Origin of the sequence: Sphingomonas sp. BK345 (assembly GCF_014193845.1) — a bacterium.
Taxonomy (GTDB): domain Bacteria; phylum Pseudomonadota; class Alphaproteobacteria; order Sphingomonadales; family Sphingomonadaceae; genus Sphingomonas.
This window is the reverse complement of sequence record NZ_JACHZX010000004.1, coordinates 242515-261352: the sequence shown is the minus strand read 5'-3', so window position 1 is coordinate 261352 and position 18838 is coordinate 242515. Positions and strand designations below refer to the sequence as shown.

At 67.5% G+C, this 18838-nt stretch carries 20 protein-coding genes; all 20 read left to right on the top strand.

Annotated features, from left to right (window positions below; translation table 11 throughout):
• Positions 1 to 114 precede the first annotated feature (114 nt).
• The 20 genes from ndhC to FHY03_RS14550 all read left to right on the top strand — a co-directional run bounded on the left by ndhC (position 115) and on the right by FHY03_RS14550 (position 18829).
• Positions 115 to 489 (top strand): NADH-quinone oxidoreductase subunit A, encoded by a 375-nt coding sequence (gene ndhC, locus FHY03_RS14645; protein ID WP_183919549.1) that lies wholly within the window; start codon positions 115 to 117, stop codon positions 487 to 489.
• On the top strand, positions 459 to 1049 hold the full coding sequence (locus FHY03_RS14640; protein WP_221190218.1) for an NADH-quinone oxidoreductase subunit B family protein: 591 nt from the start codon (positions 459 to 461) through the stop codon (positions 1047 to 1049). The genes ndhC and FHY03_RS14640 overlap by 31 nt, the downstream gene beginning before the upstream one ends.
• A complete protein-coding gene (locus FHY03_RS14635) occupies positions 1046 to 1894 on the top strand; it encodes an NADH-quinone oxidoreductase subunit C (protein WP_183931509.1) in 849 nt (282 codons plus the stop codon). The genes FHY03_RS14640 and FHY03_RS14635 overlap by 4 nt, the downstream gene beginning before the upstream one ends.
• The gene (locus FHY03_RS14630) at positions 1891 to 3171 is read left to right on the top strand and encodes an NADH-quinone oxidoreductase subunit D (protein ID WP_260159109.1); all 1281 of its coding nucleotides are present in this window, start codon (positions 1891 to 1893) and stop codon (positions 3169 to 3171) included. The genes FHY03_RS14635 and FHY03_RS14630 overlap by 4 nt, the downstream gene beginning before the upstream one ends.
• Positions 3159 to 3395: a hypothetical protein gene (locus FHY03_RS14625; protein ID WP_183931508.1), complete on the top strand. Its 237-nt coding sequence runs from the start codon at positions 3159 to 3161 to the stop codon at positions 3393 to 3395. The genes FHY03_RS14630 and FHY03_RS14625 overlap by 13 nt, the downstream gene beginning before the upstream one ends.
• On the top strand, positions 3395 to 4066 hold the full coding sequence (locus FHY03_RS14620; protein ID WP_183931507.1) for an NAD(P)H-dependent oxidoreductase subunit E: 672 nt from the start codon (positions 3395 to 3397) through the stop codon (positions 4064 to 4066). The genes FHY03_RS14625 and FHY03_RS14620 overlap by 1 nt, the downstream gene beginning before the upstream one ends.
• Positions 4066 to 4299, top strand: a complete 234-nt coding sequence (locus FHY03_RS14615; protein ID WP_183931506.1) for a hypothetical protein — start codon at positions 4066 to 4068, stop codon at positions 4297 to 4299. The genes FHY03_RS14620 and FHY03_RS14615 overlap by 1 nt, the downstream gene beginning before the upstream one ends.
• On the top strand, positions 4299 to 5609 hold the full coding sequence (gene nuoF / locus FHY03_RS14610; protein WP_183931505.1) for an NADH-quinone oxidoreductase subunit NuoF: 1311 nt from the start codon (positions 4299 to 4301) through the stop codon (positions 5607 to 5609). The genes FHY03_RS14615 and nuoF overlap by 1 nt, the downstream gene beginning before the upstream one ends.
• On the top strand, positions 5606 to 5836 hold the full coding sequence (locus tag FHY03_RS14605) for a hypothetical protein (RefSeq protein ID WP_183931504.1): 231 nt from the start codon (positions 5606 to 5608) through the stop codon (positions 5834 to 5836). Before nuoF ends, FHY03_RS14605 begins: the two co-directional genes overlap by 4 nt.
• On the top strand, positions 5836 to 7830 hold the full coding sequence (gene nuoG, locus FHY03_RS14600; RefSeq protein ID WP_183931503.1) for an NADH-quinone oxidoreductase subunit NuoG: 1995 nt from the start codon (positions 5836 to 5838) through the stop codon (positions 7828 to 7830). Before FHY03_RS14605 ends, nuoG begins: the two co-directional genes overlap by 1 nt.
• Complete coding sequence (gene nuoH / locus FHY03_RS14595) at positions 7827 to 8873, top strand: NADH-quinone oxidoreductase subunit NuoH (RefSeq protein WP_183919563.1); 1047 nt, start codon at positions 7827 to 7829, stop codon at positions 8871 to 8873. Before nuoG ends, nuoH begins: the two co-directional genes overlap by 4 nt.
• A 1-nt stretch (position 8874) precedes the next feature.
• Positions 8875 to 9360, top strand: a complete 486-nt coding sequence (nuoI, locus tag FHY03_RS14590; RefSeq protein WP_183931502.1) for an NADH-quinone oxidoreductase subunit NuoI — start codon at positions 8875 to 8877, stop codon at positions 9358 to 9360.
• A 111-nt stretch (positions 9361 to 9471) separates the two neighbouring features.
• Positions 9472 to 10083: an NADH-quinone oxidoreductase subunit J gene (locus FHY03_RS14585; RefSeq protein ID WP_183931501.1), complete on the top strand. Its 612-nt coding sequence runs from the start codon at positions 9472 to 9474 to the stop codon at positions 10081 to 10083.
• Between the two features lie 8 nt (positions 10084 to 10091).
• The gene (gene nuoK, locus FHY03_RS14580) at positions 10092 to 10406 is read left to right on the top strand and encodes an NADH-quinone oxidoreductase subunit NuoK (RefSeq protein WP_132910444.1); all 315 of its coding nucleotides are present in this window, start codon (positions 10092 to 10094) and stop codon (positions 10404 to 10406) included.
• Between the two features lie 7 nt (positions 10407 to 10413).
• On the top strand, positions 10414 to 12576 hold the full coding sequence (gene nuoL, locus FHY03_RS14575; RefSeq protein ID WP_183931500.1) for an NADH-quinone oxidoreductase subunit L: 2163 nt from the start codon (positions 10414 to 10416) through the stop codon (positions 12574 to 12576).
• Positions 12577 to 12589: 13 nt separating this feature from the next.
• A complete protein-coding gene (locus tag FHY03_RS14570) occupies positions 12590 to 14128 on the top strand; it encodes an NADH-quinone oxidoreductase subunit M (RefSeq protein ID WP_311721782.1) in 1539 nt (512 codons plus the stop codon).
• Positions 14128 to 15588 carry an NADH-quinone oxidoreductase subunit NuoN gene (gene nuoN, locus FHY03_RS14565; protein ID WP_183931499.1) on the top strand — a complete coding sequence of 487 codons (1461 nt, stop codon included), beginning with the start codon at positions 14128 to 14130 and terminating at the stop codon, positions 15586 to 15588. The genes FHY03_RS14570 and nuoN overlap by 1 nt, the downstream gene beginning before the upstream one ends.
• On the top strand, positions 15585 to 16298 hold the full coding sequence (locus FHY03_RS14560; RefSeq protein ID WP_183931596.1) for a biotin--[acetyl-CoA-carboxylase] ligase: 714 nt from the start codon (positions 15585 to 15587) through the stop codon (positions 16296 to 16298). The genes nuoN and FHY03_RS14560 overlap by 4 nt, the downstream gene beginning before the upstream one ends.
• An 11-nt stretch (positions 16299 to 16309) precedes the next feature.
• Positions 16310 to 17098 (top strand): type III pantothenate kinase, encoded by a 789-nt coding sequence (locus FHY03_RS14555; RefSeq protein ID WP_183921353.1) that lies wholly within the window; start codon positions 16310 to 16312, stop codon positions 17096 to 17098.
• A gap of 90 nt (positions 17099 to 17188) precedes the next feature.
• Positions 17189 to 18829, top strand: coding sequence for a ribonuclease J (locus FHY03_RS14550; protein ID WP_183931498.1), 1641 nt, complete (start codon positions 17189 to 17191; stop codon positions 18827 to 18829).
• Positions 18830 to 18838 lie beyond the last annotated feature (9 nt).

Genomic DNA, 18838 nt, shown 5'->3' with positions numbered 1-18838 from the left:
GCCGCCAGTTCACCTGCGATTCATTCTCAGCGCCCGTGGCCTTGCCCCTCTTGGGGCAGGGGTCTAGAGCGTCCGCATTCCATTCGCACCTGCGAGAGAGGCGAGAGAGACATAGTGGTCGATCTGTCGCAATATCTGCCGATCCTCCTGTTCCTGGGAGTGGCGCTCCTGCTGTCGAGCGCGTTCGTGTTCCTGCCGATGGCGGTCGCCAAGCTGACCGGCACCGCCAAGCCGACGCCCGAGAAGCTGTCCGAATATGAGTGCGGTTTCCCCGCGTTCGAGGACAGCCGCTCGCAGTTCGATGTTCGTTTTTATCTCGTTGCCATCCTGTTCATCATCTTCGATCTCGAGGCGGCGTTCCTATATCCCTGGGCGGTAAGCGTTTTCTCGCTCGGATGGACCGCATGGATCTCGATGATGATCTTCATCGCCGAACTCGCTCTCGGCCTGGTATACGCATGGAAGAAGGGAGCGCTGGAGTGGGAGTAGAGGCGCATTCCGGGCCGATCGGGCTCGTCAACAATCCCGAGCCCGCCGGCGGCCTCGTCGCGCCCGACCAGGGCTTCTTCGACGGCCTCAACGGTGAGCTCAACGACAAGGGCTTCCTGGTCACCTCGACCGAGGAGCTGTTTCAATGGGCGCGCACCGGCTCGCTCTGGTGGATGACCTTCGGGCTGGCGTGCTGCGCGGTGGAGATGATCCACGTCAACATGCCGCGCTACGACATGGAGCGCTTCGGCGCGGCGCCGCGCGCGTCGCCGCGCCAGTCGGACGTGATGATCGTCGCGGGCACGCTCTGCAACAAGATGGCGCCGGCGCTGCGCAAGGTCTACGACCAGATGTCGGAGCCCAAGTACGTCATCTCGATGGGCTCGTGCGCCAACGGCGGCGGCTATTATCACTATAGCTACAGCGTCGTGCGCGGCTGCGACCGGGTCGTGCCGGTCGACATCTACGTGCCGGGCTGCCCCCCGACCGCGGAGGCGCTGCTGTACGGCGTGATGCAGCTGCAGCGGAAGATCCGTCGCGCCGGGAGCATCGAACGGTGAGGGCGCCCGCTCCCGCTTATGCGGCGGACCTCAACGGTGCGACGATCGAGTCCGCGCGCGGTGCGATCGGTGCCGGCCTGCTCGACGCGATCGAGATCGCGGGCGAGGTGCAGCTGCACGTCACGCGCGAGGCGCTGGTGCCCGCGCTGACCGCGCTGCGCGACACGCCCGGGCTCGAGTATCAGCAGCTGATGGAGATCGCGGGGGTCGACTATCCGGATCGCGCGGAGCGGTTCGAGGTGGTCTATTGCCTGCTGTCGCTGACGCGCAACCACCGGCTCCACGTCCATGTCGGCGCGACCGAGGACACGCCGGTGCCGTCGGTGACCGAGCTGTGGCCGGTCGCCGGCTGGCTCGAGCGCGAGGTGTACGACATGTTCGGCGTGCTGTTCGCGGGCAATCGCGACCTCCGCCGTATCCTCACCGACTACGGTTTCCGCGGCCACCCGTTCCGCAAGGACTTCCCGCTCAGCGGCTTCGTCGAGATGCGCTATTCCGAGGAGCAGAAGCGCGTCGTGTACGAGCCGGTGAAGCTCGCGCAGGACTTCCGGACCTTCGACTTCATGAGCCCGTGGGAGGGTGCCGAGTACGTGCTCCCGGGCGACGAGAAGGCGAAGCTGCCCGAGGCCAAGGGCGCGCAGACGCCGGCGACCGCGACCGAGATCCAGAAGGCCGGCGCGACCGAGACGCCGAAGCAGGCTGGCGGCGGCTCGAGCGAGCCGTACGCCAAGAAGGACGCGACCAGCACCGCCGAGACGGGCGCGGGTCGGAGCGAATCCGCCGGCGCGCCCAAGCCGGCCGAACCTGACGTCGTGCCGACGAAGGGCGGAGGGCAGAACCAATGACCGACATGCTCGTCGAGAAGGATCAGGCGGTCGACCGCGAGGTCGATCCCGCGCTGGAGAAGATCCTTCACGCCACCGACGCCTCGCACCCGAGCGAGGGTGACGTCGCGATCCAGAACTACACGATCAACTTCGGCCCGCAGCATCCGGCGGCGCACGGCGTGCTCCGTCTCGTGATGGAGTTGGACGGCGAGATCATCGAGCGGATCGACCCGCACGTCGGGCTGCTTCACCGCGGCACCGAGAAGCTGATCGAGTACAAGACGTACGCGCAGGCGATCCCTTATTTTGACCGGCTCGATTACTGTTCGCCCGCGTGCATGGAGCACACCTTCGTGCTCGCGATCGAGAAACTGCTCGATCTCGAGGTGCCACTCCGTGCGCAATACCTCCGCGTGTTCTTCGCCGAGCTGACGCGCATCTCGAACCACATGCTGAACCTCGGCTCGCACGTCATGGACGTCGGCGCGATGACGCCGAACCTGTGGCTGTTCGAGATCCGCGAGGATTGCTACGGCTTCCTCGAGCGCGCCACCGGCGCGCGGATGCACCACAATTACTTCCGGCCGGGCGGTGTCCATCAGGACGTGCCGCTCAAGCTGCTGACCGACATCGCCGACTGGCTCGACACGCGGCTGCCGCGGCTGTTCGAGGACGCGATCAGCCTGGTTGCGGACAATCGCATCTTCAAGCAGCGCAACGTCGACATCGCGACGGTGAGCCGCGAGGACGCGATCCGCTGGGGCTTCTCGGGGCCGATGATCCGCGCCGCAGGCATCCCTTGGGACCTGCGCAAGTCGCAGCCCTATGACGTCTACGACCGCATGGACTTCGACGTGCCGGTGGGCACGCGCGGCGACTGCTACGACCGCTTTATGGTGCGCGTCGAGGAGGTCCGCCAGTCGGCGCGGATCATGAAACAGTGCCTCGCCGAGATGCCGGAGGGGCCGATCGCCTCGACCGACCGAAAGGTGGTGCCGCCCAAGCGCGCCGAGATGAAGCGCTCGATGGAGGCGCTGATCCACCACTTCAAGCTCTACACCGAGGGCTATCACGTCCCCGCGGGCGAGGTCTATGTCGCGACCGAGAGCCCCAAGGGCGAGTTCGGCGTGTATCTGGTGAGCGACGGCTCGAACAAGCCCTATCGCTGCAAGATCCGCCCGACCGCTTTCTCGCACCTCCAGGCGATGGACTTCATGAGCCGCGGCCACATGCTCGCGGACACCACCGCGATCCTGGGCGCGATGGATATCGTGTTCGGCGAGTGCGATCGGTGACGGAAAACGTCGAGAATCTGATCCTCGAGCGGCTGCGCCACATCGATGACCGATTGTCGAATATCGAGGGCGACGTGCGCGAGCTGAAGCCGCGCGTGACGGTCGTCGAGGAGCATCTGGGCAATATGGTGTTGTCGATTTCGGGGTTGAACGCGCGCATGGATCGCTTCGACGAGGGGCTGACCCGCGTCGAGCGTCGCATGGACCTGCGGGGTGGAGAGTAATGGCCGACGCACCTACCATTCCCGACGAGGCCGAGACCCGCGCGCGCTGGGGCGCGTTCCAGTGGAACGACGACAGCCGCGCCAAGCGCGACGCGATCCTCGCGCGCTATCCCAAGGGCCGCGAGCAGTCGGCGTCGATCCCGCTGCTCGACCTCGCGCAGCGCCAGGTCGGCGCCGAGACGCAGACGCAGGGCTGGCTGCCCGTGCCCGTCATCGAGTTCGTCGCGCGCGAGATCGGCGTGCCGTATATGCGCGTGTACGAGGTCGCGACCTTCTACACGATGTTCAACCTCGCGCCGGTCGGCCGCTTCCACGTCCAGGTGTGCGGCACCACGCCGTGCATGCTGCGCGGCTCGGACGACGTGCTCGCGGCATGCAAGAACAAGGGGTTGATCAAGGGCAAGACCACGCCCGACGGCTTGTTCACGCTGACCGAGGTGGAATGTATGGGCAATTGCGCCTCGGCGCCGATGGTCCAGATCAACGACGACAATTACGAGGACCTCGACTACGACCGCACCGTCGCGATCATCGAGGCGCTCGCCCACGGTCAGGCGCCCAAGCCCGGCACGCAGGAGCCCGGCCGCCACACGGTGGAGCCCAAGGGCGGTCCTACCTCGCTGACCGCGATGGTGACCGAGAACCACGATTATCGTGGGGAGTGGGCGTGATGGCTGCCGAGGCGGACATCCTGAACTGCATCGGCGAGCAGTTCCGCCGACTGAACGCACGCTTCGACAAGAAGGACGTCGAGGATGTCGAGACCAAGATGCGACTGTCGTCGATCGGCGAGCATCTGGCAGGCATCATGATGTCGGTCGCAGGACTTAACTCGCGGCTTGACCGCGCCGAGGAGCGCCTCGGCCGAGTCGAACGCCGCCTCGATCTGACGGATGCACGCTGATGCTCGCCGACAAGGACCGCATCTTCACCAACGTCTACGGCTATCAGTCGTGGCGGCTCGACGCCGCGATGGCGCGCGGCGACTGGGATAACACCAAGGCGCTGCTCGAGCTGGGGCAGGACAAGATCATCGACGTCGTCAAGGCGTCGGGACTGCGCGGGCGCGGCGGGGCCGGGTTCCCGACCGGCACGAAATGGGGCTTCATGCCAAAGGAGCCGAAACCCGACCGGCCCAACTTCCTGGTGATTAATGCCGACGAGTCCGAGCCGGGCTCGTGCAAGGACCGCGAGATCATCCGCCACGATCCGCACAAGCTGATCGAGGGCGCGCTGGTCGCGGGCTTCGCGATGCGCGCGCGGGCGGCGTACATCTACATCCGCGGGGAATATATCCGCGAGGCCGAGACGCTCTTCGCAGCGGTCGCCGAGGCCTATGACAAGGGGCTGGTCGGCAAGAACGCCTGCGGGTCGGGCTACGACTTCGACGTCTTCGTCCACCGCGGCGCGGGCGCCTATATCTGCGGCGAAGAAACCGCGATGCTCGAGAGCCTCGAGGGCAAGAAGGGCCAGCCGCGGCTCAAGCCGCCGTTCCCGGCGGGCGCGGGCCTGTACGGTTGCCCGACGACGGTGAACAACGTCGAGTCGATCGCGGTAGCGCCGACGATCCTGCGCCGCGGCGCTGAGTGGTTCTCCAGCTTCGGCGCGGAGAACAACCGCGGCACCAAGCTCTTCCAGATCTCGGGCCACGTGAACACGCCGTGCGTGGTTGAGGAAGCGATGAGCATCCCGTTCCGCGAACTGATCGAGAAGCATTGCGGCGGCATCCGTGGCGGCTGGGACAACCTCCTCGCGGTGATCCCGGGCGGCTCGTCGGTGCCTTTGGTGCCCGCCAAGGACATCATGGACGCGCCGATGGACTTCGACGGCCTCAAGGCGGTCGGCTCCGGGCTCGGCACCGCGGCGGTGATCGTGATGGACAAGTCGACCGACGTGGTCCGCGCGATCAGCCGGCTGTCCTACTTCTACAAGCACGAGAGCTGCGGCCAGTGCACGCCGTGCCGCGAGGGCACCGGCTGGATGTGGCGCGTGATGGAGCGGCTGCGCACCGGCGACGCCGACATCTCCGAGATCGACATGCTCCAGCAGGTCACCAAGCAAGTCGAGGGCCACTCGATCTGCGCGCTCGGCGACGCCGCGGCCTGGCCGATCCAGGGGCTGATCCGCCACTTCCGCCCCGAGCTGGAACGCCGCATCAACGACCGCAACGGAAACGGGGGCGACCTGGCGCCGATGCAGGAGGCCGCGGAGTGACGCTGGAGCAGGGCAACCTGATCCTCGAGATCCTGCGCCGCATGCAGGGCGACATCGCCTCGCTCAAGCGCGACATCTCGGCGCAAGGTATGCGCTTCTCGGCGCTCGAGGATTTCGTGCGCGGGATCGTGACGTCGCAGTTCAGCACCAACGCCGAGATCACCGGGATCAACCATCGGCTCGATCGCATCGAGCGTCGTCTCGATCTGACGGAAGAGACTGAGTAATGCCAAAGGTCAAAGTCGACGGAGTCGAGATCGAGGTGCCGCAGGGCGCCACCGTGCTGCAGGCGTGCGAGCTCGCCGGCAAGGAGATCCCGCGCTTCTGCTATCACGAGCGGCTGTCGATCGCGGGCAACTGCCGGATGTGCCTCGTCGAGGTGAAGCCGGGGCCGCCCAAGCCGCAGGCCTCGTGCGCGCTGCCCGCCGCGGAGAACCAGGAGATCTTCACCACCACGCCGATGGTGAAGCATGCCCGCGAGGGCATCATGGAATTCCTGCTGATCAACCACCCGCTCGACTGCCCGATCTGCGATCAGGGCGGCGAGTGCGACCTGCAGGACCAGTCGGTCGCCTACGGCCGCGGCCACTCGCGCTATGCCGAGAACAAGCGCGCGGTGACCGAGAAGTATATGGGCCCGATCGTCAAGACGATCATGACCCGCTGCATCCAGTGCACGCGCTGCGTCCGCTTCGCCGAGGAGGTCGCCGGGGTCGAGGAGATCGGCGCGATCTACCGCGGCGAGAACATGCAGATCACCTCCTATCTCGAGGAGGCGGTGTCGAGCGAGCTGTCGGGCAACGTCGTCGACCTCTGCCCGGTCGGCGCGCTGACCAGCAAGCCCTACGCCTTCGAGGCGCGCCCGTGGGAGCTGCGCAAGACGCTGACGATCGACGTGATGGACGCGGTCGGCACCAACATCCGGCTCGACAGCCGCGGGCGGCAGGTGCTGCGCTGCGTCCCGCGCGTCAACGACGAGGTCAACGAGGAGTGGGCGACCGACAAGACGCGCCACGCCGTCGACGGCCTGGTGCGCAAGCGGCTCGATCGCCCCTATGTGCGGCGCGACGGCAAGCTCCATCCGGTGACCTGGGACGAGGCGTTCGCCGCGATCGCTTCGGTCGACCACGGCGGCTCGGTCGCGGCGGTCGCGGGTGACCTGGTCGACTGCGAGACGATGTTCGCGGCCAAGGCGCTGCTCAAGGAGCTCGGCTCGTCGCTGCTCGAGGGGCGGCAGACCGGCATGGACTATGACACGTCGAGCCTCGCCGCGGTGAACTTCAACACCACGATCGCGGGCACCGAGGAGGCGGACGCGATCCTGCTGGTGGGCACCAACCTGCGCTGGGAAGCGCCGCTGGTGAACACGCGCATCCGCAAGGCGATCAAGAAGGGCGCCAAGGTCTTCGCGATCGGCCCCGAGACCGAGCTGACCTACAAGGTCGAGTGGCTCGGCGCCGACCTGGCGGTGCTCGGCCGCCTGCCGGAGCGCGTCACCGAGGCGTTCGGCAAGGCGGCCAAGCCGATGGTGATCGTCGGCGGTGCGGCGCTCAAGGGCGCGCACGGCGCGGCGCTCGGGCTGGTCGAGACGCTGGGCCTCGTCAAAGAGGGCTGGAACGGCTTCAACGTCGTCCACATGGCCGCCAGCCGGATGGGCGGGCTGATGCTCGGCTACGCGCAGAGGGCCGGCATCTCCGCGCTGTACGACGCCAAGTTGAGCTTCTTCCTCGGCGCCGACGAGTGCGATCACGCGCGCTTCACCGGCTTCAAGGTCTATGTCGGTCACCACGGCGATCGCGGCGCGCACCACGCCGACGTGATCCTGCCGGCGGCGAGCTATGCCGAAAAGTCGGGCACCTACGTCAATCTCGAGGGGCGCGTGCAGCGCGGCGAGCGCGCGGTGTTCCCGCCCGGCGACGCGCGCGAGGACTGGACGATCTTCCGCGCGTTGAGCGAGCGGCTGGGCCAGACGCTGCCGTTCGACACGATCGACGAGCTGCGCGCGGCGATGGCGCTCGACTGCCCCGAGCTGGCGACGCTGGGTCTCAAGACCTTCGCGTGGAACCCGCCGGTGCTCGGCGGCACCGCCGAGGGCGTGCTCGACGGCTATCCGATCAAGGACTTCTACCTCACCAATGCGATCTGCCGCGCGTCGCCGACGATGCAGCGCTGCTCGGCCGAACTGGTCCATGGTGAGAGTTTCGCGGAGGCGGCGGAGTGACCAGCTTCTTCAACAATTCGCTGGGCCTGCCCTATGGCTGGGCGTGGTTCCTGGCGACGATCGTGGGCATCCTCGCGATCGCGCTGCCGCTGATGCTGTCGGTGGCGATGATCATCTACGCCGATCGCAAGATCTGGGCGGCGATGGCGCTGCGCCGCGGTCCCAACGTGGTCGGCCCGTTCGGGCTGCTCCAGTCGTTCGCGGACGGGCTCAAGGTGTTCTTGCAGGAGACGATCGTCCCCTCGGCGGCGAACCGGGGGCTGTTCCTGCTCGCGCCGATCATCACCTTCACGGTCGCGCTGATCGTCTGGGCGGTGGTGCCGTTCCAGCCGAGCGTGGTGCTCGCCGACATCAACGTCGGGCTGCTCTACGTGCTCGCGGCCTCGTCGCTGGGCGTGTACGGCATCATCCTCGCGGGCTGGTCGTCCAACTCGAAATATCCGTTCTTCTCGGCGATCCGCGCCGCGGCGCAGATGGTGAGCTACGAGGTCGCGATCGGCTTCGTGCTGATCTCGGTGGTGATGTGGGCGGGCTCGTTCAACCTGACCGCGATCGTCGAGGCGCAGAAGGGCCTGTACGGCTTCATCAACGGCTTCGGGTTCAACCCGCTGCTGTTCCCGATGAGCGTCGTGTTCCTGATCTCGTCGCTGGCGGAGACGCAACGCGCGCCGTTCGATCTCACCGAGGCGGAAAGCGAGCTCGTCGCGGGCTACCAGACCGAATATAGCTCGATGGCGTTCGCGCTCTACTGGCTCGGCGAGTACGCCAACGTGCTGCTGATGTGCACGCTGAACGCGACGCTGTTCTGGGGCGGCTACCTGCCGCCGCTCGACTGGGCGCCACTCTACGCGGTGCCGGGGATCATCTGGCTATTCGCCAAGATCCTGTTCTTCTTCTTCGTGTTCTCGTGGATCAAGGCGACGGTGCCGCGCTACCGCTACGACCAGCTGATGCGGCTGGGGTGGAAGGTGTTCCTGCCGCTGTCGCTGTTCTGGGTGTTCCTGGTGTCGGGCGTGCTGATGTTCATGCGCGTGGGAGTTTGAGATGGGTATCGCGCAGACGATCAAGGCGTTCACGCTCTACGAGTTCGTGAAGGCACACGCGCTGACGCTGAAGTATTTCTTCAAGCCGAAGGCGACGATCAACTATCCCTTCGAGAAGAACCCGCTGTCCCCGCGCTTCCGCGGCGAGCACGCGCTGCGCCGCTATCCCAGCGGCGAGGAGCGCTGCATCGCGTGCAAGCTGTGCGAGGCGGTGTGCCCGGCGCAGGCGATCACGATCGAGGCCGAGCCGCGCGACGACGGCAGCCGCCGCACCACGCGCTACGACATCGACATGACCAAGTGCATCTACTGCGGCCTGTGCGCCGAGGCGTGCCCGGTCGACGCGGTGGTCGAGGGGCCGAACTTCGAGTTCGCCACCGAGACGCGCGAGGAGCTGATCTACGACAAGGCCAAGCTGCTCGACAACGGCGACCGCTGGGAGCGCGCGATCGCGGCCAACCTTGCCGCCGACGCGCCGTACCGGTAGGCGCTCGCGTGATTTCAGGGGTCGACATGATTCTGACGGACACCACCGCGGCCACGGCCGCGGTTTTCTCGACCGCGCGCCGCCGCGGCACCGAATTGGGGGCAGCGTGAGATGATCCAGGCCATCGCCTTCTATCTCTTCGCGCTCGTCGTGCTGGTCTCGGGCGCGATGACGATCTCGTCGCGCAACCCGGTCCACTCGGTGCTGTGGCTGATCCTGGCCTTCTTCAACGCCGCGGGGCTGATGGTGCTGGTCGGCGCCGAGTTCATCGCGATGCTGCTGGTGATCGTCTATGTCGGGGCGGTCGCGGTGCTGTTCCTGTTCGTCGTGATGATGCTCGACATCGACTTCGCCGAGCTGCGCGCGGGCTTCGTGCGCTATTTCGGCATCGGCCTGGTGCTGGCGGTGGCGCTGGTGGCGGAGATCCTGATCGGCGTCGGCGCGTGGAGCGCGGGCGGGATCGATCTCGCGCGGCGCGCGGCGCCGACCGTCGCGGCCAAGTCGAACATCGTCCAGATCGGCGAGCTGCTGTACACGCGCTACCTCTTCATCTTCGAGGGCGCAGGGCTGGTCCTGCTGGTGGCGATGATCGGCGCGATCGTGCTGACCCATCGCGAGCGCTCGGGCTCGCGCTACCAGAATATCGCGCGCCAGAACGCGCGGCGTCCGCAGGACGCGACGCGCAACATGCGGCCGGAGATCGGCCAGGGGGTACAGCTGTGAGCGGAGCCATGTCGGGCGGGGTCGGCCTGATCCACTATCTGGTGGTGGCGGCGCTGCTGTTCACCATGGGGGTGCTGGGCATCTTCCTGAACCGCAAGAACATCATCGTCATCCTCATGGCGATCGAGCTGATCCTGCTGGCGGTGAACATCAACCTCGTCGCTTTCTCGGCGGCGCTCAACGACCTGGTCGGCCAGGTGTTCGCGATGTTCGTGCTGACCGTCGCGGCCGGCGAGGCCGCGATCGGTCTCGCCATCCTCGTGATCTTCTTCCGCGGCCGCGGCTCGATCTCGGTCGACGATCCCAGCCGGATGAAGGGATAATCCGCCCGTGACGTCGATCCTCTTCATCGTCTTCGTGCCGCTGGTCGCGGCGATCGTCGCCGGCTTCGCCAACAAGTCGTTCGGCGCGACGCTGCCCAAGGCGATCACCACGGGCGGGCTGTTCATCGCGAGCGCCTTGTCGTGGCCGATCTTCATCGGCTTCCTCACCGGCGCGAACGAAGCGACGGTGACGCCGGTGCTGCACTTCATCCATTCGGGCACGTTCGACGTGTCCTGGGCGCTGCGCGTCGACGCGCTGACCGCGGTGATGCTGGTGGTGATCACCAGCGTCTCGGCACTCGTGCACCTGTATAGCTGGGGCTATATGGCGGAGGACCCGGACCAGCCGCGCTTCTTCGCCTATCTGTCGCTGTTCACCTTCGCGATGCTGATGCTGGTGACCGCGGACAACCTCATCCAGATGTTCTTCGGCTGGGAGGGCGTGGGCCTCGCGAGCTACCTGCTCATCGGCTTCTGGTTTCGCAAGCCGAGCGCCAATGCCGCGGCGATCAAGGCGTTCGTCGTCAACCGCGTCGGCGACCTCGGCTTCATGCTCGGCATCTTCGGCACCTATCTGGTCTTCAACACCGTCTCGATCCCCGCAATCCTCGCCGCGGCGCCGTCGATGGCGGGTTCGGCGATCGGCTTCCTGTGGTTCCGCGCCGACACGATGACGGTGCTGTGCCTGCTGCTGTTCGTCGGCGCGATGGGCAAGTCGGCGCAGCTCGGCCTGCACACCTGGCTGCCCGACGCGATGGAGGGCCCGACCCCGGTGTCGGCGCTGATCCACGCCGCGACGATGGTGACCGCGGGCGTGTTCATGGTGTGCCGCCTGTCGCCCATGTTCCAGACCTCGCCGACCGCGATGGGCTTCGTGACCTTCATCGGCGCCGCGACCTGCCTGTTCGCCGCGACCGTCGGCACGACGCAGACCGACATCAAGCGCGTGATCGCCTATTCGACCTGCTCGCAGCTGGGCTACATGTTCTTCGCCGCGGGCGTCGGCGCCTATGGCGCGGCGATGTTCCACTTGTTCACGCACGCCTTCTTCAAGGCGCTGCTGTTCCTCGGCGCGGGCTCGGTGATCCACGCGATGCACCACGAGCAGGACATGCGCTATTACGGCGGGTTGCGGAAGGCGATCCCGATCACCTTCTGGGGCATGCTGCTGGGCACGCTGGCGATCACCGGGGTCGGCCTCTACGGGATCGGGGGCTTCGCGGGCTATCACTCCAAGGACGCGATCATCGAGGTGGCCTGGGCGGCCGGTTCGCCGGTGGCGTCGATGGTGGGCGTGTTCGCCGCGCTGCTGACGAGCTTCTACTCGTGGCGCCTGATGTTCCTCACCTTCTGGGGTGAGCCGCGCTGGGCCGCGTCCGAGCATATCCAGCACGCGCTCCACGACGCGCACGGCCACGACCATGCGCATGACGCGCACCACGACCATGCGCAGGACGCGCACGGGCATGAGGCGCACGCGGCCGAGCACGGCAGCGCGCACGCGCACGGCCATGACGACGCGCACCACCCCGATCCCGCGGGCGAGGATTCGGGCCACGCGCCGGCGGTGGAGTCACGCGGGTTCAACGAAATCCCGAAGGGCACCGGCGGCTATCACCCGCACGAGAGCCCGCTGCCGATGCTGATCCCGCTGATCGTGCTGTCGATCGGCGCGGTCGCGGCGGGCTTCGTCTTCCATCACTGGTTCATCGATCCGGAGACGGCCGGCGGCTTCTGGAAGGGCGCACTCTACTTCAACGAGCATCTCATGCACGCGATGCACCAGGTACCGCTGCTGGTGCAGCTGGCCGCGACGATCGTGATGATCAGCGGGTTCGTGATCGCGTACCTGACGTACATCCGATCGCCCGAGCTGCCGGCGAAGTTCGCCGACACCTTCCAGCCGCTCTACCAGTTCCTGCTGCGGAAATGGTATTTCGACGAGCTGTACCATTTCCTGTTCGTCCGCCCAGCCTTCGCGATCGGTCGCCTGCTGTGGCACCGCGGCGACGAGGGGACGATCGACCGCTTCGGGCCGAACGGCTCGGCATGGGTGGTGCAACTCGGCAGTCGCGCCGCCGGGCGGCTCCAGACCGGCTATGTCTATACCTACGCGTTCGTCATGCTGATCGGGCTCACCGCCGCGATCACCTGGGCGATCGCGGGCTGAGGGGCTCCATCACGTGTCGTTCCCGATCCTCTCGCTGATGCTCGCGATCCCGGCCGCCGCGGCGGTCGCGTGCCTCTTCCTCTCCGCCTCGACGGCGCGCTGGACCGCGCTGACGGCGACGCTGGTGAATCTGGCGCTCGGTGTGGTGCTGTGGCTGTCGTACGATATCGGCGGCGCGCAATGGCAGTTCGTCGAATATGCGCCGCTGTTCGGCCGCTTCGGCTGGGCGCTCGGCATTGACGGCTATGCGCTGCTGCTGATCGTGCTGTCGGTGTTCCTGATGCCGATCTGCATCGGCGCCAGCTGGCAGGCGATCGAGAAGCGCGTGCCGGAGTACATGAGCGCGTTCCTGTTCACCGAGGTGCTGATGATCGGCACCTTCGCGGCACAGGACCTGTTCCTCTTCTACATCTTCTTCGAGGCCGGCCTGATCCCGATGTTCCTGATCATCGGCATCTGGGGCGGCGCGAACCGGATCTACGCCTCGTACAAGTTCTTCCTGTACACGTTGCTCGGCTCGCTGCTGATGTTCATCGCGATGCTCTACATGAGCATTACCGCGGCGACGACCAGCATCCCGGCGCTGATGAACTACGACTTCCCGCCGCAGGTGCAGACCTGGCTGTGGCTGGCCTTCTTCGCCTCGTTCGCGGTGAAGATGCCGATGTGGCCGGTCCATACCTGGCTGCCCGACGCGCACGTCCAGGCGCCGACCGCTGGTTCGGTGATCCTGGCGGGCGTGCTGCTCAAGCTCGGCGGCTACGGCTTCCTGCGCTTCAGCCTGCCGATGTTCCCCGAGGCGTCGGCGCAGCTGGTGTGGCTGGTGTTCGGGCTGAGCGCGGTGGCGGTGATCTACACAAGCCTGGTCGCGCTGGTGCAGTCGGACATGAAGAAGCTGATCGCTTATTCCTCGGTCGCGCACATGGCGATCGTGACGATCGGGCTGTTCGCGTTCAACGCGCAGGGGATCGAGGGCGCGATGATGGTGATGCTGGGCCACGGCCTGGTGTCGGGCGCGCTGTTCCTGTGCGTCGGCGTGATCTACGACCGGCTCCACACCCGCGAGATCAGCCGCTACGGCGGGCTGGCGATCAACATGCCGCGCTACGCGCTGCTCTTCCTGCTGTTCACCATGGCCTCGATCGGCCTGCCGGGCACGAGCAACTTCGTTGGCGAGATCCTCAGCCTGATGGGTACCTATCAGGTGTCGACCACGGTCGCTCTGCTGTGCACCACCGGGATCATCCTCGGCGCGGCGTACATGCTGTACCTGTACCGCCGCGTCGTGTTCGGCGAGATCAAGTCGGAGGAGGTTCGCGCCATGTCGGACCTCAGCCCGCGCGAGCTGTGGCTGCTCGCGCCGATCGCCGCGGCGGTGCTGTGGATGGGCGTCTATCCGGAGAGCTTCCTTGCGCCGATGCGCAAGGACACGCAGATCCTGCTCGCGCGGATCGATCGCGCGCGCCCGGCGGGTGACTCGCTGCCGACCAAGGGGACGGGAATCGTGCCCGCCGCTCATGCCGAAACTCACGCGCAAGGGAGCGCGCACTAATGGACTATGCCGCTAATCTCGCGATGACGCTGCCCGAGGTGGTGCTCGGGCTGGGCGCGATCGCGCTGATGCTGGTGGCCGCCTGGGGCGGACCGGGCTCGACCAAGGCGGTGTCCTGGACCGCGGTGGCGGTGCTTGCCGGCGCCTGTGTCGCGCTGATCGGCCCGGCCTCGTCGGGCGGCCAGGCCTTCTATGGCCTGTACCGCGCCGACAGCTTCGCCGCTTTCTCCAAGGTGCTGATCTACATCGCCGCTGCGGTAGCGATCGTGATGGCGCCCGACTTCTTCCGCCGCACCGCGGGCGACAACCTCCGCCCGGAATATCCGGTGCTGATCCTGCTCTCCGCGGCGGGCATGGGCATGATGGTCTCCGCCGCCGACCTGCTGACGCTCTACGTCGGCCTCGAGCTGCAGAGCCTCGCCGCTTATGTGCTGGCGAGCTTCATGCGGCAGGACCAGCGCTCGGCCGAGGCGGGGCTCAAGTATTTCGTCCTCGGCGCGCTGGCGAGCGGCATCCTGCTCTACGGCATCAGCTTGGTCTATGGCTTCACCGGCTCGACCTTGTTCGACGAGATCGCGGGCGCCTATGCCGCCGCGCCGCTGACCGGCGACGCCAAGTCGACCGGCCTGCTCTTCGGGCTGGTGTTCGTGTTCGCGGGAATCGCCTTCAAGATCTCGGCGGTGCCGTTCCACATGTGGACGCCCGACGTGTACGAGGGCGCGCCGACGCCGGTGACCGCCTTCTTCGCCTCGGCGCCCAAGGTGGCGGCGATCGGGCTGGGCGTGCGCGTCGCGGTCGAGGCGATGGGCCCCGCCGAGGGACAGTGGCGCCAGATCGTGATCTTCGCCGCGCTCGCCTCGATCCTGCTCGGCGCGGTCGCCGCGATCGGCCAGCAGAACGTCAAGCGGCTGCTCGCTTATTCGTCGATCAACAACGTCGGGTTCGCGCTGATCGGTCTCGCCGCCGGCACGCAGGAGGGCGTTGCCGCGGTGCTGACCTATATGGCGATCTATATCGCGATGACGCTCGGCAGCTTCCTTGTCGTGCTGCAGATGCGCGACGCCGACGGGCAGCCGATCGAGACGATCGCCAGCCTCGCCGGCCTGTCGCGCACGCGGCCCGGCCTCGCCGCGGCGCTGGCGATCTTCATGTTCTCGCTCGCCGGCATCCCGCCGCTGTTCGGCTTCTACGCCAAGTTCGCGGTGTTCTACGCCGCGGTGCAGGCGGGGCTGTTCCCGCTGGCGGTGGTCGGCGTCGTGTTCAGCGTGATCGGCGCTTATTATTACCTACGGCTGGTCAAGACGATGTACTTCGACGAGCCGGTCGGCGTGTTCGGCGAGGGTGACCGGCTCGAGGGCGGGCTGATCGCCGCGGCGGCGGTGATCGTCTCGCCGCTCGGCTATCTCGCCATCCCGGCGCTATCGGCCTGGACGCTGGCGGCGGCCGCGAGCCTGTTCTGACGCGCACGCTCCACGTACCCGAGACCGGCTCGACCAACGCCGACCTGCGCTCCTTCGCGCGCGACGGCTATGGCGAGCACGGCCTCTGGCTCCGCGCCGACCGCCAGACCGCCGGGCGTGGGCGCGAGGGCAGGGCGTGGGACTCGCCGGTCGGCAATCTCTACGCCAGCACGCTCGTCCGCCTCGCCGCGGGTGACCCGCCCGCGCCGACGCTCGCGCTGGTCGCCGCCGTGGCGCTGGAGGAGACGGTGCGCGCGGTGCTGCCCGACGCGGAGGCGCTGCGCCTCAAATGGCCCAATGATCTGCTGCTGGACGGCGCGAAGCTCTCGGGCATCCTGCTCGAGCGCGTCGAGGAGTGGGTGGTGATCGGCTTCGGGGTCAACGTGGCCCATCACCCGGACCTCGCCGACCGCGCCACCACCAGCCTCCGCGCCGCCCGGGCGACGATCGATGCCGCCGCGCTCCAAGGCGAGCTCGCCGCAGCGCTGGCGCACTGGCACGCCCGCTGGCGTGCGGAGGGCCTAGAACCCGTCACCGAGCGATGGCGCGAGCGCGCGCACCCGCCCGGCACCGAGCTGCGCGCGCGCCTGCCCGACGGCAGCGAGTGGCACGGACGCTATGAGACGCTCGACCCTGGCGGCGCGCTCGTCCTACGCTTGGCGGACGGGAGCGCGCGTGTCATGCACGCGGGCGATATATTCCTGCTGTGAGAGAGGGTGCGATGCTGCTCGCGGTCGACGCCGGCAACACCAACGTGGTCTTCGCGCTGGTCGATACCGCGACCCGCGCGATCCGCGCCCGCTGGCGCATCGCCACCGACCCGCGCCGCACCGCCGACGAATATGCGGTGTGGCTGAGCCAGCTGCTCGCGCTCGAGGGTTACAGCCGCGACGATGTCGCCGCGGTGATCGTCTCCACCGTGGTGCCGCGCGCGCTGCACAATCTCGAGGTGCTCGCGGCCAAGTATTTTCGCAGCGACGCGCTGATCGCGGGGCGCGCGCCGCTCGACTGGGGCATCGCGATCGACGTCGACGAGCCGAAGAGCCTCGGCGCCGACCGAGCGGTCAACACGATCGCGGCGCACGCGCTCCACGCCGGCGACCTGATCGTGATCGACTTTGGTACCGCCACCACCTTCGACCATTCGGACTATACCGGCGCCTACAAGGGCGGGATCATCGCGCCGGGCATCAACCTCTCGCTCGACGCTTTGGTGATGGCCGCGGCCAAGCTGCCGCGCATCGCGATCGAGGCGCCCGCGAGCGACAGCGTGATCGGGCGCAACACCGTCGATCAGATGAACATCGGCATCTACTGGGGCTATATCGCGATGATCGAGGGGCTGGTCGCCCGGATGCGGCGCGAGATCGCGCGTCCGGTCAAGGTGATCGCCACCGGCGGCCTCGCCACCTTGTTCGAGCGTCACACCGACGTGTTCGACGCGATCGAGCCCGATCTCACCATCCAAGGGCTGGCGATCATGTACGAACGCGCCCATATATCCAAGTGAACGCCCGGCCGGCGCGCAGTCCGGCCCATCTCTCTTCCTCCCGCTTCATCGGCGCATCCGGCGCCCCACGCGGGACGACAAAGGACTTCGATGACTCCCAACAACAAGGAACTGCTCTTCTGCGCGCTCGGCGGCTCGGGCGAGATCGGCATGAACGTCACGCTCTACGGCCATGCCGGCAAATGGCTGATGGTCGACTGCGGCGTCACCTTCGCTGACTCGCACTATCCCGGGATCGACGTGATCCTGCCCGATCTGCGCTTCATCGAGGAGCGGCTCGACTCGCTCGTCGGCATCGTGCTGACGCACGGGCACGAGGACCACATCGGCTCGCTGCCCTATCTCGCCGAGGATCTCGGCGTGCCGATCTACGCGACGCCGTTCACCGCCGGGCTGGTGCGCGGCAAGCTGGAGGAGGAGCGGATCGAGGAACGCGTCAAGGTGCGCCTGGTCCACGCGCGCAAGCCTTTCAAGGTCGGCCCCTTCTCGGTGGAGGTGGTGCCGCTGTCGCACTCCATCCCGGAGGCCAACGCGCTGCTGATCGACACGCCCGCGGGTCGCGTCTTCCACACCGGCGACTGGAAGCTCGATCCCACCCCGGTGATCGGCAAGCCCTCCACCCCCGACGAGCTCGCCGCGATCGGCGAGCAGGGCGTCGACGTGCTGGTGTGCGACTCGACCAACGTCTTCAACAGCGAGGCCTCGGGCAGCGAGGCGAGCGTGCGGCAGGGGCTCAGCGAGAGCGTCGCGCGCGCGCGCGGCCGCGTGGTGGTCACGACCTTCGCCTCGAACGCGGCGCGGCTGCACACGCTGGCCGAGGTCGCCAAGGAGAGCGGGCGACGCCTGTGCGTCACCGGCCGCTCGCTCGACCGGATCATCCGCGTCGCCAAGGCCACCGGCTATCTCAAGGACTTCCCGGAGACGATCGACGTCGACGCCGCGATGCGGATGCCGCGCAACAAGGTGCTGATCATCGCCACCGGCGGCCAGGGCGAGCCGCGTGCCGCGCTGGCGCGCATCGCCGACGGCTCGCACCCAGTGCGGCTCGACATGGGGGACATGGTGATCTTCTCCGCCAAGCAGATCCCCGGCAACGAGGTGGCGGTGGGCCGCATCCAGAACCAGCTCGCCGCCAAGGGCGTCGAGATGGTCACCGAGAAGCAGGCGCACGTCCACGTCTCGGGCCACCCGGGCCGGCCCGAGCTCGCCCAGATGTATGGCTGGATCCGCCCCGGCGCGCTGCTACCGGTGCACGGCGAGATGCGCCACCTGATGGAGCATGCGCGCTACGGCCAGACGCAGGGCATCCGCGACGTGCTGGTGCAGAGCAACGGCGATCTCGTCCGGCTCGCGCCCGGCGCGCCCAGGAAGATCGGCGACGTGCCGGTCGGGCGGCTGGTGCTCGACGGCGACGTGATCCTGCCGTCGGACGGCGGGACGATCAACGACCGGCGCCGCATCGCGGTCAACGGCCAGATCTCGGTGGGCATCGCGGTGGACCGCAACGGCCGCGCCGGCGGCACTCCCGAGGTACGCATCCAGGGCGTGCCGGTGGAGGAGGAGCGCGAGCCCTTCCTCGCCGAGGCGGCCGAGGCCGCGGCGGACGCGATGAAGGGCCGCGTGCGCGACCGCGAGCGGCTGCGCGAGGACGTGCGGCTCGCGGTGCGCAAGGTCGCCACGCGCTGGACCGGCAAGAAGCCGGTGATCGACGTGGTGATCGTCCAGGTCTGAGGAGGGGCG